We start from the raw sequence: 19,990 nt of genomic DNA, 5'->3' as shown, positions 1-19,990 counted from the left end.
GTCGCGCTAAATACCTATATTCGCAGTTTCAATTTGACACTGAATGGCCCAACCAGATAGCGCAAATGTCATCTTTCACCTGGCGGCAGATTTTGTTAACCAGACCAACCGCCATATCTTCCTGACAGGTAAGGCAGGTACAGGAAAGACTACATTTCTGAAATATATAAAAGAACATTCCCGCAAAAACACGGTGATCGTTGCACCTACCGGTGTAGCCGCCATCAATGCGGGCGGTGTGACTATGCACTCTTTCTTCCAGCTGCCTTTCGGCCCGTATATCCCGGGTACGAAAAGAGGCTTTTCGGACGATGGGGTGAGCAGTACGGACAGGCATTCGCTTTTCCGCAACATCCGGTTTACGAACGATAAGAAGTCGCTCCTGCAGGAACTGGAACTCCTCATCATCGATGAGGTGAGTATGGTGCGTTGCGACATGCTGGACGCGATTGACCAGATCCTGCGGCATTTCCGGAACAAGCCGCTGCAGCCGTTTGGCGGAGTGCAGGTGCTCTTCATCGGGGATCTGTACCAGTTGCCGCCCGTGATCCCGGAAGATGAATGGGCGCTGCTTTCCCAATACTATAATTCTCCCTTCTTCTTCGATGCGAAAGCGCTGGAAAACGAAACCCCGCTGTACATCGAGCTGAAGAAAATATACCGGCAAAACGAGCAGGTCTTCATCGATGTGCTGAACCGCATCCGCAACAACGAAGTGGAAGCACAGGACCTGCAGCTGCTCAATGGGTACTACCAGCCGGAGTTTACCGGGGAAGACGGGGAGTACATCGTGCTCACCACGCATAACCGTAAGGCGGACGATATCAACGCCTACCGCCTCAATTCCATGGAAGGGAAGCTTTATCGCTTCGAAGGCAAGATAGAAGGGGATTTCAGCGATAAAGCCCTCCCGACGGAGATGGTCCTGCAACTGAAAGTAGGCGCGCAGGTGATGTTCCTGAAAAACGATATCGCCCAGCCACGCCGGTACTACAACGGTAAGATCGCCACCGTCAAGGAAATTGACGATGAAGAGATCACGCTGGTTTTGTCCGGCTCCCACGAGGAGATGAAGCTGGAAAAGGAAACCTGGCGAAATATCCGTTATCATTACAACGCAGAGGAAAACAGCATCGAGGAGGAGGAAATCGGCAGCTTTACGCAATTCCCGATCCGCCTCGCCTGGGCAATCACCATCCATAAGAGCCAGGGGCTTACGTTTGAAAGGGCCATCATCGATGCGGGCTACGCCTTCGCAGCCGGCCAGGTGTATGTGGCGCTGAGCCGCTGTACCTCCCTGGAAGGCCTGGTGCTGCACTCCCGCATCGGGTTTGGCAGTATTAAGACGGACCCGCGTGTGGTGGAATTCTCCCGCCGGGAAAGCGAACCGAATGAACTGGTGGTACTGCTGGAAATGGAACGTAAAAAATTCCAGGCAAATGCCCTCATGCAGCTGTTCGACTGGTACAAGATGCAGTCGCTCATTAAATCCCATGCCGTATGGATAGAGGATAAAAAGCTGCCGGATTTCGACGCGGCGCTTAAAATCACCCGCTACCTCTCCAGCGTAATCGTACAACAGGCGGAAGTAGCCGCCAAATTCACCAACCAGCTCAAACAGCTGCTGGACGTAGTGGCCCAAACCGGCGAAACGGAGCAGCTGGCGGAGCGTATCACCAAAGCCGTAGGCTACTTTACCAAAAGTATCTATGAAGAGATGATCCTGCCCCTGCGGGAACATATAGAGGAAGTAAAGAAGGCCAAGGCCAAGAAATACCACCTGCAGCTGATGGCGCTGGAATCGGATTTCTGGAACAAGCTCGCACAGGTGTGGGAGTGTAGTTACGGGGACCTGCAGTTCAACGCCGGCCTGACGGACTACCTCGCCAAACGCAATAAGGCGGAAGCGGCGGAAGTGCTGGCCAAAACCAAAGGCAAGGTGGAAAAGGGCAGCAGCCGTAAAGGCACGCTGGAGCTCTTCCTCGGCGGGAAGTCCGTGGCGGAAATTGCCGCCTCGCGCAACCTGGCCCTCAGCACCATTGAATCGCACCTGGCGCAATGCGTAGAGGCGGGAGAGTTAGAGCTGGAAAAATTTGTACCGGAAGGCACCGTGAAGCTCATTATGAACCATATCCGGGACCTCGGCGCAACCGCTGCGGGGCCAATCAAGGAGCGCACGGGGGATGCGGCCAGCTTTGCCCAAATCCGCGCAGTACAGGCTTACATGCAGCGTAAGCAGCGGGAAGAAACCCTGGCAGATTAAAATATTACCACAAAGATGTTAATATAAAATCAGAAACCGGTAAAAATATGCATGGTTTACTATAGTTGCACCCGCTAAATTTGCAGACAACTTATAAATCAAGCATTTTGAAAGTCGGACTTTTTATACCCTGCTATATAGACCAGTTCTATCCGCAGGTAGGCATAGCCACGTTACAGCTACTACAAAAGCTGGGTTGCCAGGTGGCGTATCCGCAAGGGCAAACCTGTTGCGGACAGCCGATGGCCAATTCCGGTTTCGAACATCTTACGCACGGCTGCAACAGCCTGTTTGTAGATCACTTCTCGGGATTTGATTATATCGTTGCCCCCTCCGGCAGCTGCGTGCTCCATATTAAAGAGCATTTGCACGAGCCGGCAAGGGAAGACGCAGCTACCCACATACGTCAGCGCGTGTACGAACTGACTGAATTCCTCACGGACGTACTCAAAGTACAATCCCTGTCTGCCCGTTTCCCGCATAAAGTAGGCCTGCACCAGAGCTGCCACGGGCAGCGCGGCCTGCACCTCGCGCAGATGAGCGAGCTGGTGGACCAGCCTTATTCCAAGCCCGGGCAGCTGCTCAGCATGGTGGAAGGCCTGGAGCTGGTGGAACTCGACCGTAAGGACGAGTGCTGCGGCTTTGGCGGCACCTTCTGCGTAGCGGAGGAAGCCGTGTCCGTAAAAATGGGGGTCGACCGTGTAGCCGATCACGTAAAGCACGAAGCGGAAGTGATCACCGGTACGGACGTGAGCTGCCTCATGCACCTGGAAGGCATTATCAACCGCCGCAAGCAACCGCTGCGCGTAATGCATATCGCTGAAATCCTTAACAATACTATCTGATGAACAGTCATACGTCTGATCACGCCACGCTGGCCGGCAAGTTCAACGAAAACGAACCCCGGGTCAACTGGCATGACGAAACTTTGTGGTGGGTAAGAAAAAAACGCGACCGCATGGCCTGGTCGGTAAATGGCTGGGAACAGCTCCGGCAGGCCGCTTCCGATATAAAAAGACATGCCCTCGGTAACCTGTACGACTACCTCGTGGAGTTCGAACAGCAGGCCATCGCCAACGGCGCTACCGTGCACTGGGCCGCGGATGCTGAAGCGCATAACCGCATCGTGCTGGACATCCTGCAAAAGCACCAGGTGAAGCGACTGGTGAAAAGTAAGTCCATGCTCACGGAGGAATGTCATCTTAATCCGCACCTGGAAGCCCACGGCATCGATGTTATCGATACGGACCTGGGCGAGCGCATTGTGCAGCTGGCGAAAGAACCGCCCAGCCACATCGTGCTGCCCTGTATTCATAAAAAGAAGGAAGAGATTGGGGATTTGTTCCATGAACACCTGGGAACGCCTGCCGGCAATGCAGATCCGCAATTCCTGACCGCGGCCGCGCGCATGCATTTGCGCCAGGAATTCCTGCAGGCAGATGCAGCGATCACCGGGGTCAACTTCGCCGTAGCGGAAACCGGGGAGATGGTGGTATGCACCAATGAAGGGAATGCCGATATGGGCGCTCACCTGGCCAAAGTGCATATCGCCTGCATGGGCATCGAGAAGATCATACCGAAAAGGGAGCACCTCGGCGTATTCCTGCGCTTACTGGCGCGCAGCGCTACGGGGCAGCCCATCACTACGTACAGCAGCCATTTCCGCCAGCCGCGGGAAGGGCAGGAGCTGCATATTGTATTGGTGGATAATGGCCGCTCCCGGCAGCTGGGCCGCGAAGATTTCAGGAACAGCCTGAAATGTATCCGGTGCGGCGCCTGTATGAATACCTGCCCGGTGTATCGCCGCAGCGGCGGGCATAGCTATCACACGGCGGTGGCAGGGCCAATCGGTTCCATCCTGGCGCCGAACCTGGACATGAAAGACTATGCGGATTTACCGTTCGCATCCACACTTTGTGGCTCCTGTAGCAATGTTTGCCCGGTTAAGATCGATATTCATACGCAGTTATATAAATGGCGGCAGGTGATTGTGCAGGAAGGTTATGCCGCTACCGGGAAAAAAATGGGCATGAAGGCAATGACCGCCGTATTATCTTCGCCGGCTACCTTTAAAATCGCCGGCAAGATGGGACGCTGGGTGCTGAAAGCCATGCCGGGAATGGTTAACAACGGATTCAATCCATGGTATAAACAAAGAGATATGCCGGCGCCGCCGAAAATGTCTTTCTCCGAATGGTACGCAAAAAATAATAAAGATGAGCAGCAGGGATAATATATTAAACGCAGTTAAAAAGAATCAACCGGAGTCATCCCCGTTGCCTTCGCTGGAAGGCTTGTCGGATATGCCCGGAGCCTTCGAAGATTATAAGCGGGTGGTAGAAGGATTGGGCGCCGTGGTGGAAGAAGTAAACGGGGAAGAAGATATTATCCGCGCATTGGATAAACATCTCCCTGAAAGAAAAAGAACGTTGGATGCGAGGACAGCCATACAACAGGAATGGATAAACGAAGATCCTCATCTCCTGGAAGATGTGGACGTCGCGCTGGTTCCGGGTCAGCTGGCTGTGGCCGAAAACGGAGCCATATGGTTATCGGAGCGTGAAATGAAAGTGCGCGCCCTGCCGTTCATTACACAGCATCTCGTGCTTATCATCTCCCAAAAAAATATATTACCTACCATGCATGAAGCCTACAAAAAAATAGGCGGACCCGAAACAGGCTTCGGTGTTTTTATTGCAGGTCCATCCAAAACAGCGGACATAGAACAATCCCTCGTACTTGGCGCACATGGCGCGAAAAGCTTGCTGGTACTGGTTACCCCGTGATGAAGTAATAGCTGTTTTATTTTTGATAATATTAAACGTTGCGATCGCGGCGTTTAATATTATCAAAAAAATATCCCCTCTCTCCATTTGTTGGTATAATGTTTGTTCCTACTCAGTGCTTTGAGAAAAAACCATATCGAACTAAGTGATTCAAGTCGTTAGACCATATCATCAGCATTTGCTAACCAGAAAAATTGAAAGACCATGTATCGCAACACAACTTTAGATCAGCTACCAGAGCGGACTGTAGAGAGATGTAAACATCAATTAAAGAAATTACATATTAATTTTCCGTTTCGTTGATAGAGTTTTAGATTTTATTTTCTACTTTGCATTCACTATTGAAAACCGAAAACAAATTCGAAACGTAGGAATGCAAATTTGTTAACTTGTTTAGTCCATACAACGATGGCCTCTATGAAAGCCTTCCACCAGCGGCTGTATAATGGACTGAACGGAGAGAATATTATATAACCATATCTTATTATTGAAACCTATGGTGCGGAAAACATCATGGATCACCCCGTCATGGCTCATTCTGATCCTGGACTTAGGGTGTTCTATCCTCGCTATCAATCTCGCCTTTTTACTCAGGCTGAATTTTGATATGAATGACATTGCGCATTATCCGATTGCGCAAATCTCTTTGCTGGTGCTGGGAGTGAATCTCCTGTTATCGCTGTCCCTGCGGACATACAGAGGCATTGTAAGACATACCGGGATGGCTGATATCAGCCACATCGCGGGCATGAATCTCTTAGGCAGCGCCATCCTCTACACTATCGGTGTCGTGTACACGCAGTACGCTGCGTTCAATATTTTTCCGCTATCCATCATACTGATCTATTTCTTTATCAGCACATTCGCTTTATTGTCGTACCGCCTGCTCGTAAAGTGGACTTTCCGCTATTACTCCCTGCTGCGTTCACGCAATAACGTTAGAGCGGCCATTTATTATACAGGTCCTACCGGTCTGTTGCTGCGGAAGGCATTGTCGGAAGACCCCGCTTCGGAAATCCGCGTGGTGGCCTTTCTGGCGGATAACCCGGCGCATGCAGGCAAGTCTATGGAAGGCCTGCCGATATATGGTGCGGAGTCCGTACAATTACAACGCATGGTGAAACAAACCGGCATTGATACCTTGTTGATCCCGGAAGAAGATATAGAACCCTCACGGCTAAACGAACTCGTGGATGCCTGCATGACGCTGGACGTGAAAGTGCAGAAAGTAGTGCCCGTAAGCCAGTGGATAGATGGTGTAGTAAATAATAGTGTACAGTTGAAAGATATTAATATCGAGGACCTGCTCGAAAGGGCGGAAATCAAAATACGCAACCCCCGTATCAGCGAAGAGCTGAAAGGAAAGAATGTACTGGTAACCGGCGCGGCCGGTTCCATTGGCAGCGAGATCGTAAGGCAGCTGGTGAAATATGAACCGGCCCTGATCGTACTCTGCGATAAAGCAGAATCCCCGCTGCATGAACTCGAACTGGAACTGGCTGAAAAGAGCGGCAATGTGCAGATCATTCCGTTTATCGGGAATGTGTGCGACAGCACGCGTATGCAGCAGCTGTTCGACATCTATGCACCCGCGATCGTGTACCATGCCGCCGCGTATAAACATGTGCCGATGATGGAAAAGAATCCTTCCATCGCCGTCATCAATAACGTGCTGGGTACGAAAGTGGTAGCGGAGCTGTCCGTAGAATACGGCGTGGAGAAGTTCGTGATGGTAAGTACGGATAAAGCAGTGAACCCTACCAACGTGATGGGGGCTTCCAAACGCATCGCGGAAATCTTCTCTCAATCCTATAATAATTACCTCAACGAACAATTTCAGCGGCCGGGGCCTGTTTACGGCCATCCGCCGACCCGCTTCATCACCACCCGTTTTGGCAACGTGCTTGGTTCCAACGGATCTGTAATTCCACGTTTCAAACAACAACTGGAAAAAGGCGGCCCGCTTACCGTAACGCATCCGGAAATCACCCGCTATTTCATGACCATACCCGAAGCCTGCCAGCTCGTGCTGGAAGCAGGCTCCATGGGGCAGGGCGGGGAGATATTCGTGTTCGATATGGGCAAGCCCATGAAAATTGCCGACCTGGCCCGCAAGATGATCCGTATGGCCGGTAAAGAACCCGGTAAAGACATACAGATCGTGTACACCGGCCTGCGCCCGGGCGAAAAACTCTATGAGGAACTGCTGAACAACGCAGAGAACACCATGCCTACCTACCACGAAAAAATCATGATCGCCAAAGTGCGTACCTACGATTTCCTGGTGGTAAACAAGGAAGTGGAAGACCTCATCGCCGCCGCGCGCAAGCATTACCTCATGCCAACCGTGGCCCGCATGAAAAAACTGGTGCCCGAATTTATCAGCAAAAACTCCTCCTACGAAGAGTTGGACAAAGGGACCATTACGATGTAAACACCGGCGGACGCTAACGTTAACGCCTATATAAAAATTGAATAGTGATTATGATTGTAACAAACGAAAAACGGACAGATGCAATGCAGCCCAGGTACAGATCTCTGTACTGGCTGCTGCTACTGGCCTCCTTTGGCATGTTTGCCTGCAGCACACCCAAAAACATTACTTATTTCAAGGATCTGTCAGATACACTAAAAAATACGGAAGTCACCCAGGCTATCTATAAAACTCCTGCCATCCAGGTGGATGATATCCTCCAGGTGACCATCCAAACGCTCGACCCGAACGCGACGGCCATGCTCAACCAGCAGGGCCAGACGCAACCCGGCCTTGCGCCCGCCGGAACGCCGGTGACCACCATCAACGGTTACCTCGTGGATAAGGACGGCAACATCTCCCTCCCCATGATAGGCAAACTACAGGTAAAAGGTAAATCCACCGATGCGGTAAGGGACGAAATCCAGGCTAAAGCCGCCACCTACTATAAAGATCCGGTGGTAAACGTACGCTTCGCCAACTTTAAAGTAACTGTACTGGGAGAGGTAACCAAACCATCCTCCTACATCATGCCTAACGAAAAGGTAACCTTACTGGACGCGCTGGGCATGGCAGGGGACCTCACCATCTACGGCAAACGCGAGAACGTACTCCTCATCAGGGAAAATGATGGCAAAAAGGAATTCGTTCGCTTTGACCTTAACAACAGCAACCTGTTCACTTCCCCTTACTTCTATCTGCGTCAGGGAGATGTGATATATGTAGAGCCCAATAAAAATAAAGTGGCCTCCACAGATATGCAGCAGGTGAAACGTATTTCAATAATGGCCTCTGTACTGTCGCTGCTGATTGTAGTGGCATCCAGGATTAACTTTTAATCATTTACCATGCAGGAGAATAAATATCAATCATTCAACGGGAAGTACCAGGTAAATGGCAACGGCCATGCCTCCCAGCCGGAAGCCTCTTTCGATCTGCGTAAACTGCTGGACCGCCTGGCAAGGTCGTGGTACTGGTTCCTGCTCAGCGTGATCCTCACCTGCGCTCTGGGATTCATTTATCTGCGCTACGCCTCGCCGGGATATAAGATCAACGCCAAAATACTCGTGGAAGACCAGGCCAAAGGCACGGATATTCCCGGCGCTGAAATCCTTCAGCAGATGGAAATGTTTAACAACAAGAGCAGCGTTGATAATGAACTCGAGATTATCACCTCCCGCTCCCTGATGGAAAAGGTGGTGAAAGACCTGCACCTCAACGTGCGGTACCTCATTGAGGGCAGGCTCAAAAAAACGGAATTATTCGGCAACGTGCCTTTCACCATGAACTGGCTTTCGTTGAAAGACAGCGTGGCCGTGGCTAACTATACGCTTAAACCGCTGGGGAAAGACAGCTTCCTGCTCAGTACGCCGCAGTGGAGCCGGCATGCCGCCTGGGGGGATACCATGCAGGTAACCTCCGGCCTCGTGCGGGTAGACCGTAACGCCGCCTTTGCGCTGGACCACAATGAATATACCGTGGAAGTAAGCCCGGTGGACAAAACCGTGGCGGACTATCAGCGCCAGCTGGAAGCAGGCATCCCGAACAAACAGGTAAGCACCATTGATCTCTCCCTGTCCTCTTCCATCCCGAAGAAAGGGGAACTGGTACTCAACAGGCTCATAGACGCGTATATGCGTGCCAGTGTGGATGATAAAAACCGCATTGCCGACAGTACCATCGCCTTTATCGATACCCGCCTCGGCATCGTTACCGGGGAGCTCTCCGGCGTGGAAAAGAACATCCAGCGCTTCAAGGAAGCCAACCAGCTGGCCGATATCAGCGAACAGGCCAAGCAACTGGTAGCCGGCAGCGGCGATTCCCGCAAGCAGCTGATCGACCAGCAGGTGAAACTGAACGTGGTGCAATCGCTGGAAAACTATGTTAAAGACGAAAAGAACAATAAAAGGGTAGTACCTGCGGCCATCGTCGTACAGGACCCTACCTTCATCAGCATCGTTGAAAAATACAACACCCTGCAGCTGGAACGCGAGCGCCTCCTGCTGGCCAATACGGAAAACAACCCGATGATCCGCAATATCGACGGGCAGCTGGCCGGCCTCCGGGGCGACCTCCTCAGCAACCTCTCCACCTTCCGCAAAGGGCTGGAACTGAGCCTTAGCGCGCTGCAGCAGGACGCCGGCATGATCAACTCCCAGATCAAAAAAGTGCCGGGAACTGAAAGGGTGTACCTGGATTACTCCCGCCAGCAGGCGATCAAACAGGAACTCTACCTGTACCTGCTCAAAAAACGGGAAGAATCGGCGATCTCCAAGTCGTCCAACCTGGCTATCGCAAAAGTGATAGACCCGGCTAAAAGCGACCCTAAACCCTTTAAACCGAAAGGTTTGTTTATCTATCTGATCGCCTTTATCTTTGGTATGGGCTTACCGGCAGGACTTTTCTACCTGGGCGACCTCCTCAACAGGCGTATCCGCAGCAGGGAAGAAGTGCAGTCCCTCACCCCGGTGCCTGTACTGGCTGAGATTGGCCATAATACGGAAGAAGAACTGGTAGTGGTAAGGAAAGACGTAAGAACCCCGCTGGTAGAACAATTCAGGGCTTTGCGCACCAACCTGCAGTTCATCATGGCCAACCCGCAGGAAAAAGTGATCCTGCTGACGTCCAGTATGAGCGGTGAAGGAAAATCCTTCGTAGCCACCAACCTGGCAGCCGTGATCGCCCTTTCAGGCAAAAGGGTGCTGCTGATGGAAATGGACCTGCGCAAACCGAAAATTTCAGAAAACCTGGGCCTCAGCAACCACACCGGCTTCAGTACCTACGCTATCGGTAAATCAGCGCTCGACTCCGTGCTGAAACCTTCCGGTATCCATGAGAACTGCTGGCTGATGTCGTCCGGGCCCATCCCGCCAAATCCGGCAGAACTGCTGCTGATGGAAAATACCGGCCTGCTCTTTGCAGAGCTGCGCAAAATGTTTGACTATATCATTGTTGATACCGCACCGGTAGGATTGGTGACCGATGCGCAACTCCTCGGCCGCTTCGCGGATGCATCGCTGTACCTGATGCGCCAGGGATACACCTTCAAGGAACAGGTGAAACTGACGAGGGACCTGCAGCAGAAAATGCCGCGGCTCAACATCATCCTCAACGATGTGAAACAAGGCACATCCTACGGCTATGGCTACGGTTACGGCTACGGCTATATGGAAGAAGCAGACAACAAACCAGTAATGAAAAAATTAAAAAAAGTATTCAGCAAATAATAAATTTTTGAAAACACTATGAATCAGGATATCAAAATCGGAGTAATTGGCCTGGGCTATGTAGGATTACCACTGGCAGTGGAATTTGCCAAAAAATACAAGGTGATCGGCTTTGACATCAACGCAGCCAGAGTGGCTGAACTCACTGCCGGCAACGATCATACCCTCGAGGTGTCTGCAGAACAACTCAAGGAAGTACTGACCGACTGCACCACGCCAACCGGTTTGTATTGTACCAATGAACTGGAACGGATCGCGCCCTGCAACTACTACATCGTTACAGTGCCTACGCCGGTAGATAAAAACAACCGCCCGGACCTCACCCCGCTTTTCAAAGCCAGTGAAACCGTCGGTAAAGTGCTGAAAAAAGGAGATATCGTGATTTATGAATCCACCGTATATCCCGGCGTAACAGAAGAGGAATGCGTGCCGGTGCTGGAAAGGATTTCAGGGCTGACCTTCAACAAGGATTTCTTTGCAGGCTATTCTCCTGAACGCATCAACCCGGGAGATAAGGAACATACCGTATCCAAAATTCTGAAAGTAACCTCCGGCTCTACCCCGGAAGTAGCGGAAAAGGTAGACCAGTTGTATAAATCCGTGATCACGGCGGGTACGCACAAAGCTACCAGCATCAAAGTGGCGGAAGCGGCGAAAGTAATCGAAAACGCCCAGCGTGATATCAACATCGCTTTTGTAAACGAACTGGCGAAAATCTTCAACCGCCTGGGTATTGATACGGACGAAGTATTACAGGCAGCCGGTACAAAATGGAACTTCCTGAAGTTTCGTCCGGGCCTGGTAGGCGGCCACTGTATTGGGGTGGACCCATACTATCTCGCCCAAAAAGCACAGGAAGCCGGTTACCATCCTGAGATCATCCTGGCAGGCCGCCGCCTCAACGACGGCATGGGCGCTTATGTAGCCCAGGAAGTGATCAAGCTGATGGTGAAAAAGGATATCCCGGTGAAAGGCGCTAAAATCCTCGTACTCGGTATCACCTTTAAGGAAAACTGCCCGGATGTGCGCAACACCAAAGTGGTGGACATCCTCAACGAACTGAAAGATTTTGGTACCAACATCACCGTGTACGACCCATGGGCAACGCCTGCGGAAGTAGAACATGAATACGGCTGGAAGTCCACCCAGGAGCTGAATACCGTATGCGACTACGACGCCGTTATCCTGGCCGTATCCCACAATGAATTTAAAGAGTTAAACATCAATAAGCTCTGTAAGAACCGCGCAGTGGTGTACGATGTGAAGGGAGTATTACCGAAGGAACTGACAGACGCCCGCCTTTAACCGTTGATCTCTTTAAAACAAAAAAATGTACAACAAACCATATCATACCGAAAATATCAGCAACGCCGCTTTCCTCGTAACCGGGGGAGCGGGTTTCATTGGCTCCAACCTGGTGGAATACCTGTTGAAGTACGGCGCCGGCAAGGTCCGCGTGCTGGACAATTTTTCCACCGGCAGCAGGGACAACCTGCAGCCTTTCTTCGATAACCCTGCATTTGAACTGATGGAAGGGGATATCCGCAACCTGGATACCTGCCGCGAAGCAGTGGCGGGAATAGACTATGTGTCGCACCAGGCGGCCCTGGGCTCCGTGCCGAGGTCCATCAACGATCCGGTAACCTCCAACGATGTCAACATCACCGGCCACCTCAATATGCTGGTAGCCGCGAGGGACGCCGGCATCAAGCGAATGGTGTATGCCGCCAGTTCCAGCACCTATGGCGATCATCCGGGACTGCCCAAAGTGGAGGACCAGATAGGTAAGCCCTTATCGCCATACGCAATCACCAAGTATGTAAACGAATTATACGGAGATATTTTTTCCCGCACGTACCAGTTTCACACGATAGGCCTGCGTTACTTCAACGTATTTGGCCCCCGCCAGAACCCGCGCGGACCTTATGCTGCCGTTATCCCGCTGTTCATTGAATCTGCGCTGAAAAACGAAGCGCCTTTCATCAATGGCGACGGAGAAACCAGCCGGGATTTCACCTTTGTGGAAAATGCCGTGCAGGCTAACATCAAAGCCATGCTGCTGCCGCAACTGGATAAACACGAAGTGATCAACATCGCCTTTGGCGAACGGACCACCCTCAACGAACTGTGGGCCGGCATCAGCGCTATGACGGGCGTTACCCTGCAGGCGCAGCACCGCGATGAACGCGCCGGCGACGTGCGCCACAGCCTGGCCAATATCGGTAAAGCCGGTAACCTGATTGGATATAAACCCGAGTTTTCAGTGCAGGATGGCCTCCAACTGGCCGTGAGCTGGTATGCAGCCAACCTGCAGCGCAGTGAAATCTAAATTTTTACCGCAGTAGCGGTTGAAGAACCTTTTTATGAACTTAACCATATCAAAGCTACGACGCAAGTGGTCAGACACTGCCGTGAAATACCGCAGTCATGCCCCTAAGAAGCTGTCAGGAGATCATAAAACCCTCCTGCGCAACTTTGGCGCACTCTCGGTGTTGCAAGGGCTTAATATGATCCTGCCCCTTATCACGCTTCCTTACGTGCTCCGCATCTTCGGAGCGGAAAAATACGGGGTGATCGTGCTGGCCAACTCCCTGCTGATGTACTTCCAGGGCTTTGCCGACTTCAGTTTTAACATCACCGCCACCCGCGATGTGGCCGTACACCGCCACAGCAAACGCATTCTCAGCCTTATTTACAGCCGGGTTCTTTCTACCAAGGCCATACTGGTAATGTTTTCCTTCCTGCTGTTTTTGCCGCTGGTATTGCTGGTGCCGCAGTTTGCGCAAAACAAACTGGTGTTTCTGCTGACGTTCCCCGCGCTGGCCGGGTATGCGCTGTTCCCCGATTGGTTCTTCCAGGGCGTGGAAGAGATGAAAGTCATTACCATCCTTTCCGCCTGCATAAAAATTTTCTTTACGGTCTGCATTTTCGTCTTTATCCGTAAGCCCGAAGACTTCTTCTGGTACCCGCTGTTCCAGGCGTTGGGCTACATCGGCGCAGGCTTGTATGCGCAGTACCTCATGCATACGCGCTACCGGCTGCAGTTCAGGTTCATCGGGTTCGCCCGGATAAAGGAAGTGCTGCGTAGCAACTTCAGCATCTTTATCAACCAATTTCTGCCTAATCTCTACAACAATTCTACCACCTTCCTGCTGGGGATCCTCACGGGTACCTCGGCAGTGGGGGTGTATGGCGCTGCCAAAAGCCTGATTGAAGCAGCAAATGCAGGGCTGAACATCCTGTCGAGAGTATTTTTCCCGTTCCTCAACCGCCGGAGCGGCGCCTTCGGCAAGTTCCAGAAGCTGATACTGGCCGCAGGTATCGCCCTCTGCGCAGGGATTTGCGTATTATCCATTCCTATTACAAAGATATTTCACCTGCAGGGCCGGGAAGCGGTCTGGATCCTTTGCATCATGGCCATCAGCGTGTTCTTCATGGCGATGTACTACTGCTACGGCACCAACTACTTCATTGTGAAGCGGGCGGATAAGCTCGTGATGAAAAATACCTTGTACGCCTCCATCACCGGCTTTGTAATGGCCTTCCCGCTGATCATGCTGTTTTCAGGCGTGGGCGCGGCTATCAACCTGGCCATGGCGAGAGGAATGATGGGCGTGGGCCTCTGGTGGAAATATAAAACTGAAGAAAAATGAAATTAGCCATACATCATACACCGGGATCTTTCAGCGACAGGTGGATCGATTATTGTCGCGCTAACGCGATACCATACACGCTGGTAGACTGCTACCGCAATGATATCATTGCGCAGCTGCAGGACTGTGACGCCCTGCTCTGGCACTGGCACCATGGCGATTACAAAGCGGTGCGCTTTGCGCGGCAGCTGACGTATTCCCTGGAAGCGGCCGGCAAGCTGGTGTTTCCGGATAGTAAAACCGTTTGGCACTTCGATGATAAAGTGGGGCAGAAGTACCTGGCGGAAGCGCTGGGCGCCCCCATGGTACCGTCATATGTTTTTTATGACCAGGAACAGGCACTTCAATGGATCAATACCACCACTTTCCCCAAAGTGTTTAAACTCCGGGGAGGCGCAGGTGCTTCAAACGTGCGCCTGGTAAAGGATGCAGCCACCGCCAGGAAACTGACGCGGAAAGCATTCGGCCGGGGATTTGCAGCCCGGGATCGTTTTAATCGCTTCAAAGATGCGGTGTGGCGGTTTAAACGTGACAAAAACGGGGCTGCTTTTCTCGGTCTGTTTCGTGGCATAGGCCGGATCTTTATTCCTACCATGTACGAAAAAATGCATGGCCGGGAAAAAGGATATGTGTACTTCCAGGAATTCATGCCGGAAAACAAATTCGACACCCGCATTATTGCCATCGCCGGGAAAGCCTTTGCGATCAGGCGTTACAACCGCGAGGGGGATTTCCGCGCCTCCGGCAGCGGCCTTATTGGGTATGACCGCGAACTGTTCGATGAAAGATGCGTGCGCATCACGCTCGACCTGGCGGAGAAAATGCAGTCCCAAAGCCTGGCGCTGGACTTCATCTACGATCCCCGCCAGCAGCCGCTGATCGTGGAAATGAGCTACGGCTTTGCCACAGCGGCATATAACAAATGTACCGGCTATTGGGATGCCGGCCTGAATTGGCACGAAGGACCTTTTGTACCACAGCATTTTATGGTAGATGCCCTGCTCGACCAGATTGCAAAACAAAAACCTGCGTACACATGAAGCCACTACCGGTAAAAATATTGGTAACCATGTTCATGATGAGCCTCCTGTTCCTCAACAAGGAATGGCTGGTGATCTATGGCTGGGGTATTACCATTCTCATGTATTTCGCTTTCTTCCTGGACCTCCATAATGTGAGGACCTTTAATTTCAGTGCCAACGTGCATGGCTACAGGATTTTCCTGCTGGCCATGCTGGCATTGCTTTCAACCTTATGGTCCCCCGATCCGGATGCTACGTTGCAACACTCGCTTGTAATGCTCATCCTCGTTGCCAACAGCTTTGTGCTCTATTATTTTATGGTGAGATATGATCTCTTCTCCACCATGAGTACGCTGGTATTGGTATATTCCTTTATTAACTATTCCCTGGCATTAGGTATTCCGGTATTTGCCTTCCTGGAAAATCACGATGAGGAGATGATGCGTTTTATCGGAACAGAGCTGAATCCGAACTACCTGTCTATCATGCTGATGTTCTCCATCTTCCTCAGCCTGCTGGCATTTCACCGTCATGAGCTGAAATCCAATGCCGCCAAGGGAATCCATATCCTGAACATCCTCCTGGCATTGTACACCATCTTCCTGACGGCCTCCCGTAAAGGGATCGGTTTCAGCCTGCTGCTGATATTTTTCTATTTCATGATTAACATCCGCAGCCTGCTGGGATCGTTCAAAACCATTGCCTTTGCAGCTATTGCCGTAGTGGTGGCATCGTTTTTCCTGAAAGGGGATTTTATCAATGAGAACCTGGCGCCGGCATTTGACCGCATCGGCCGTTTGTTTATGACCATTGGCGGCCGCGATAGCGAAGGCAGTACGGAGGACAGGGTAAGGTTTATCCGCGAAGGCTGGCAGCAGTTCACCGCCAGCCCTATCATCGGCTACGGCGCCGCCAGCTTTAAATACTACTACCATTTTTATGCGCACAATAATTATATAGAGCTGCTTTTCGGGGTAGGCTTCCTCGGACCCATCATTTACTACAGCATTCACTTTTCCATTTTGCACAAGCTCTGGAAACACCGTACAGGCCTGTTTCTGGCAGCATTTGTGCTGGTGTTGATGCTGATGGACATGGGCCTGGTAGCCTATTATGACAAGCGAATCATGCTGATGTTACTGGTGATTATCATCACCGCGGAGAAGGAAATACAGGAGAAAGAGCTCATGGTAAGCCTGCAGCGTTTTCCATTGAGCCTTAACTAACCGTTAAACCTCTTGTGGATGAAAAAGAAAATAGTATTCATATTACCCAGCTTAAAAGGCGGGGGCGCTGAGAAGGTGGTGATGAACATCATCAACTCCCTGGACGCTTCCAAACTGGAAATATACCTGGTGGTGATTTGCCCGGCTTACGATTACATTGACCTGATCACGCAGCAGGTGAAACTGATCAAGCTGGAAAAGCCTACTGCCAGCGCGGGTACCCGCGATCTCTTCAAAGTGCTCAAGACGCTGAAACCCGATGTGGTGTTCACCACGCTGAACCATATCAGCATCATCACCATCCTGATGCGCAAGCTCACCGGCGGCAAATACGTGAATGTAGTACGCCTGCCCACATTGCCGAGCAACAGGCTGGGCGCGGGCTTCAAAGGAAAGTTGGAACGCTTCCTCAACAGCCGCGTACTCCGGCACGCCCATCACGTGATCGCACAAACGGCGCAGATGAAGGAAGAAGCGGAAACCTATTACCGCATCCCGGCAAAAAAAGTCCGCCATATTCCCAACCTGGTGAATATACAACAGGTGGAAACTTTGGGCCGGGAGCTGATTAACGTGTACGATAACACGCGATTCAATATAGTAGCAGCCGGCACGCTGTACTCCGCCAAAGGATTCGATGTGCTGATAAAGGCCATGCCGGCTGTTTTGCAGGCAGTGCCACAGGCAAGGTTGCATATTTTAGGCAGGGAGAATACAGAGCCGGGTTATGGTAATATGCTGCGTAAACTGGTGACCGACCTCCGGTTGCAGGACCACGTATTATTCCATGGCTTCAAATCCAATCCCTACCCGTATTTCCGGGAGGCGGACCTGTTTGTACTCTCTTCCCGGAAGGAAGGCTTCCCGAACGTAGTGCTGGAAGCGCTGTTGCTGGGCACCCCGGTAGTAGCCACCAACTGCGTGGATTTCAAAGGAATTATAGAACCTGGTATCAACGGTTACACCGTGCCGGTAGAGGATGAAAAAGCGCTGGCTCAAGCCATCGTCAACGCACGGCATATGGCCGCGCCAAAATTGACGGTGCGCAACTTTGACTATTCATCATTTTTTATGTCCGTTTAAGCAAATGAAGAACCGTAAAATATTATTTGTGATTACAAGCCTTGGTTTTGGCGGGGCGGAAAGTCAGCTGCTGGGAATCATTCCCGCACTGGCGGACAGGGGGTATGACATCTCCCTGCTTACCATCAAAACCGACCTGGGCTTACTCGGCAGGTTAGATAAGCGCGTGCGCCATTACGACCTCGGGCTCAACGGCGCCAAGGCCATCCTGTCCGCCTTCCGCAAACTCAACCAGGTGATCAAAAAAGTGAAACCGGATATCATTCATACGCATCTCTATCATGCGAACCTCATCGGCCGCTTTGTTAAAATGCGCTATCCCGGTATCCGCGTCATCAATACTTCCCACAGTAATTACGATGCCCGCAAACGGGTGATCAGTCCGTACCTGTTTTACAAACTGACCTCCCGCTGGGTGGATTACCACACCGCCGTATCCGCGCCTGCATTGGAGCTGCTGCACGAAAAAGGCAGTATCGATGCGCAGCGCTCGGCAGTGATCTATAACGCCATCGATGTGGACCGTTTTGCGATGCCGGCGGAAAAGCCGCAGAATCCTGTATTTCGCTGGATCGCCATTGGCCGGTTAATCGAAGTAAAGGATTACAGGAATCTTTTTGACGCCCTGCAACTGCTCCTGCGTTCGGGCATGCACTTCACCGTGGACATTGCGGGCGATGGAGACCTGAAACATGAGTTAAAGGCCCAGGTAGAACTCGCAGGCCTCAACCGGCAAGTGCGTTTCCTGGGGCTGGTCAAAAATATTTCCCACCTGCTCCCGGAATATGACGGCTACGTGATTTCCTCCCGCAGCGAAGGCATGCCGATGGCGTTGCTGGAAGCCATGTCCGCCGGGTTGCCGGTAACGGGCACGGATGTAGGAGGTATCCGCAGCATTCTCGAAGGGGCCGGCGGAGGAGTGGTGGTGCCGCCCCGCGACCCCGTGGCCCTGGGTGCAGGCATGAAGCAGCTCATGACCATGGACCATGCCGCCAGAACGGAATGGGGCAGGAAAAATGCAGCCTTTGTTAAAAATAATTTCGAAAAGTCTATGATCCTCAATACCTGGGAAGCGATATACGAAAACACAAAAGCTTAGTTTATGCGTAGACGTTGTTTTGCATTTACCGCCGCACTCGCCCTCTGGATGGGCTGCTATGCGCAGGATATTTTTCAGTACAGACCTTTGCCTGGTACATACAGTAACCTGTCGGCCGCCGGTCAGTACGCTACTGAAGCGGCGGCGCTGGCAGGTGCAGCCTACGACCTCACCAAAGCATTGCCCGCCGGCTATGTCAGGGATGGGTCGGTGGATTATACCGCGGCCCTGCAAAACGCGATCAATACCAATAAAACGGTGAAGATGCCCAACTTCCCGGTGCTGATCAACGACAATGGATTGCAGCTTAAAAGCAATTCCATCGTTATTTTTCAGCCTAATTCCTCCCTGGTGTTACAGTCCAGCAACAAACCCAAGTACGCCATGCTGAAGTTGCTGAACGTGCAGAACGTGAAGGTCTATAACCCTGTGCTGGTGGGCGACAGGGACCATCACAGCGGTAACGGTGGCGAGTGGGGGATGGGGATCGACATCCGGTCCAGTGATAATATCAATATCTATCATCCCCAGGTGAGTAAGTGTTGGGGAGATGGGATTTACGTAGGGCAGGCGGAAAAGTCAAAGCCCAATACCAACGTGAATATATACTATGCGAACGTGGATAATAACCGGAGAAATGGCATTACCATCGGTTCCGTCAAAGGCCTGAAACTCATCCGGCCGGTGGCCAGCAATACTTCCGGCACCTTGCCCATGGCGGGGATCGATATAGAGCCGAATAGCAGCGCCGAGCAGGTGGACGATGTGCTGATCGACAATCCTGTTACTTTCAATAACGCGAAATATGGCATCGTGGTGGGCCTGGGGCGCTTGCCCGGCCCGGATCAAAAGCAGGTCAACATCACCATCAGCAAACACGTGGATGATGGCAGCGCCAGCGCCTTCTGGATGGGAGGGATGGACGGTAAGTACACCCCGGCCGATAAGCCGCTGGCCGGCAACATCCAGGTGATAGACCCTGTGTGGAAGAACAACAGCATGCCTTTCAAAAGCGCGCGCAATTACGACTTTGCACCGCGGTGCAGGTTCAAAAATATATCTATCCAAAAACCCGGTAGCAACAATGAACTGGACAAACTGAAGAAAGCACAGGCCAACAAGAAAAACCTGGAGATAGAATAACTGAGAAACCGAAAA

16 protein-coding genes are annotated in these 19,990 nt (G+C 51.8%); 15 read left to right on the top strand and 1 reads right to left on the bottom strand.

What is annotated here, in order from left to right:
• Positions 1–43: 43 nt before the first annotated feature.
• From BOC67_RS08495 to BOC67_RS08480, 4 genes are all read left to right on the top strand, one after another.
• Positions 44–2,263: a helix-turn-helix domain-containing protein gene (locus BOC67_RS08495; RefSeq protein WP_291909324.1), complete on the top strand. Its 2,220-nt coding sequence runs from the start codon at positions 44–46 to the stop codon at positions 2,261–2,263.
• Between the two features lie 107 nt (positions 2,264–2,370).
• Positions 2,371–3,108 carry a (Fe-S)-binding protein gene (locus tag BOC67_RS08490; RefSeq protein WP_291909323.1) on the top strand — a complete coding sequence of 246 codons (738 nt, stop codon included), beginning with the start codon at positions 2,371–2,373 and terminating at the stop codon, positions 3,106–3,108.
• Complete coding sequence (locus BOC67_RS08485; protein ID WP_291909322.1) at positions 3,108–4,496, top strand: lactate utilization protein B; 1,389 nt, start codon at positions 3,108–3,110, stop codon at positions 4,494–4,496. The genes BOC67_RS08490 and BOC67_RS08485 overlap by 1 nt, the downstream gene beginning before the upstream one ends.
• Entirely contained in the window at positions 4,480–5,049 is a 570-nt protein-coding gene (locus tag BOC67_RS08480) for an LUD domain-containing protein (protein WP_291909321.1), read from the top strand. Before BOC67_RS08485 ends, BOC67_RS08480 begins: the two co-directional genes overlap by 17 nt.
• 393 nt (positions 5,050–5,442) lie before the next feature.
• On the opposite strand, the gene BOC67_RS08475 is transcribed toward BOC67_RS08480, so the two are convergent.
• A complete protein-coding gene (locus BOC67_RS08475) occupies positions 5,443–5,667 on the bottom strand; it encodes a hypothetical protein (RefSeq protein ID WP_291909319.1) in 225 nt (74 codons plus the stop codon).
• Between BOC67_RS08475 and BOC67_RS08470 the strand changes: the two genes are divergently transcribed.
• The 11 genes from BOC67_RS08470 to BOC67_RS08420 are packed head-to-tail and all read left to right on the top strand — an operon-like array spanning position 5,657 to position 19,975.
• Positions 5,657–7,483, top strand: coding sequence for a nucleoside-diphosphate sugar epimerase/dehydratase (locus BOC67_RS08470; protein WP_291909317.1), 1,827 nt, complete (start codon positions 5,657–5,659; stop codon positions 7,481–7,483). The two genes, BOC67_RS08475 and BOC67_RS08470, sit on opposite strands and share 11 nt — an antisense overlap.
• Before the next feature lie 50 nt (positions 7,484–7,533).
• Positions 7,534–8,361: a polysaccharide biosynthesis/export family protein gene (locus BOC67_RS08465; RefSeq protein WP_291909315.1), complete on the top strand. Its 828-nt coding sequence runs from the start codon at positions 7,534–7,536 to the stop codon at positions 8,359–8,361.
• 9 nt (positions 8,362–8,370) lie between these two features.
• Positions 8,371–10,749, top strand: a complete 2,379-nt coding sequence (locus tag BOC67_RS08460) for a polysaccharide biosynthesis tyrosine autokinase (protein ID WP_291909313.1) — start codon at positions 8,371–8,373, stop codon at positions 10,747–10,749.
• 18 nt (positions 10,750–10,767) lie between these two features.
• Positions 10,768–12,054: a nucleotide sugar dehydrogenase gene (locus tag BOC67_RS08455; RefSeq protein ID WP_291909310.1), complete on the top strand. Its 1,287-nt coding sequence runs from the start codon at positions 10,768–10,770 to the stop codon at positions 12,052–12,054.
• A 25-nt stretch (positions 12,055–12,079) separates the two neighbouring features.
• Positions 12,080–13,078, top strand: coding sequence for an SDR family oxidoreductase (locus tag BOC67_RS08450; RefSeq protein WP_291909308.1), 999 nt, complete (start codon positions 12,080–12,082; stop codon positions 13,076–13,078).
• A gap of 34 nt (positions 13,079–13,112) precedes the next feature.
• Positions 13,113–14,402, top strand: coding sequence for an oligosaccharide flippase family protein (locus tag BOC67_RS08445; RefSeq protein ID WP_291909306.1), 1,290 nt, complete (start codon positions 13,113–13,115; stop codon positions 14,400–14,402).
• Entirely contained in the window at positions 14,399–15,442 is a 1,044-nt protein-coding gene (locus tag BOC67_RS08440; RefSeq protein ID WP_291909305.1) for a hypothetical protein, read from the top strand. The genes BOC67_RS08445 and BOC67_RS08440 overlap by 4 nt, the downstream gene beginning before the upstream one ends.
• On the top strand, positions 15,439–16,650 hold the full coding sequence (locus BOC67_RS08435; RefSeq protein ID WP_291909303.1) for an O-antigen ligase: 1,212 nt from the start codon (positions 15,439–15,441) through the stop codon (positions 16,648–16,650). The genes BOC67_RS08440 and BOC67_RS08435 overlap by 4 nt, the downstream gene beginning before the upstream one ends.
• A gap of 18 nt (positions 16,651–16,668) precedes the next feature.
• Positions 16,669–17,733: a glycosyltransferase gene (locus BOC67_RS08430; RefSeq protein WP_291909302.1), complete on the top strand. Its 1,065-nt coding sequence runs from the start codon at positions 16,669–16,671 to the stop codon at positions 17,731–17,733.
• Between the two features lie 28 nt (positions 17,734–17,761).
• The gene (locus tag BOC67_RS08425; RefSeq protein ID WP_291909299.1) at positions 17,762–18,832 is read left to right on the top strand and encodes a glycosyltransferase; all 1,071 of its coding nucleotides are present in this window, start codon (positions 17,762–17,764) and stop codon (positions 18,830–18,832) included.
• 3 nt (positions 18,833–18,835) lie between these two features.
• Entirely contained in the window at positions 18,836–19,975 is a 1,140-nt protein-coding gene (locus tag BOC67_RS08420; RefSeq protein ID WP_291909297.1) for a right-handed parallel beta-helix repeat-containing protein, read from the top strand.
• The last annotated feature ends 15 nt before the right edge of the window (positions 19,976–19,990 follow it).

Source organism: Chitinophaga sp. CB10, from assembly GCA_001870995.2.
Taxonomy (GTDB): Bacteria; Bacteroidota; Bacteroidia; order Chitinophagales; family Chitinophagaceae; genus Chitinophaga.
Note: the sequence above shows the minus strand (reverse complement) of the source record. Positions and strands in the feature narration are given on the sequence as shown.